The following is a 262-nucleotide window of genomic DNA, read 5'->3' as shown; positions in this document are numbered from 1 at the left end:
AAACCCGTCCGCCGGATGATCAAGGGTTCCAGGGTCAAGCTAATCTGCCCTGGGTAAGTCGGGACCTAAGGCGAGGCCGACAGGCGTAGTCGATGGATAACGGGTTGATATTCCCGTACCGGCGAAAAACCGTCCATGTTGAACAGGGGATACTAACTGCCCGAGACCTGCCCGACACCCCTTGTGGGTGAAGGGTTTTGGTGGAGCGCAGGACCTGATCCTGGGAGGCAAGCGTATTAACAGGTGTGACGCAGGAAGGTAG

The 262-nt window shown here is 57.3% G+C and carries 1 rRNA gene; it reads left to right on the top strand.

Annotated features, from left to right (window positions below):
* Positions 1-262, top strand: a 23S ribosomal RNA gene (locus AC5RUU_RS19670); the annotation flags it as partial.

It is taken from the genome of Arthrobacter sp. K4-10C, from assembly GCF_059090085.1.
The sequence above is the reverse complement of the archived record's forward strand: the minus strand, read 5'-3'. Positions and strand labels throughout refer to the sequence as shown.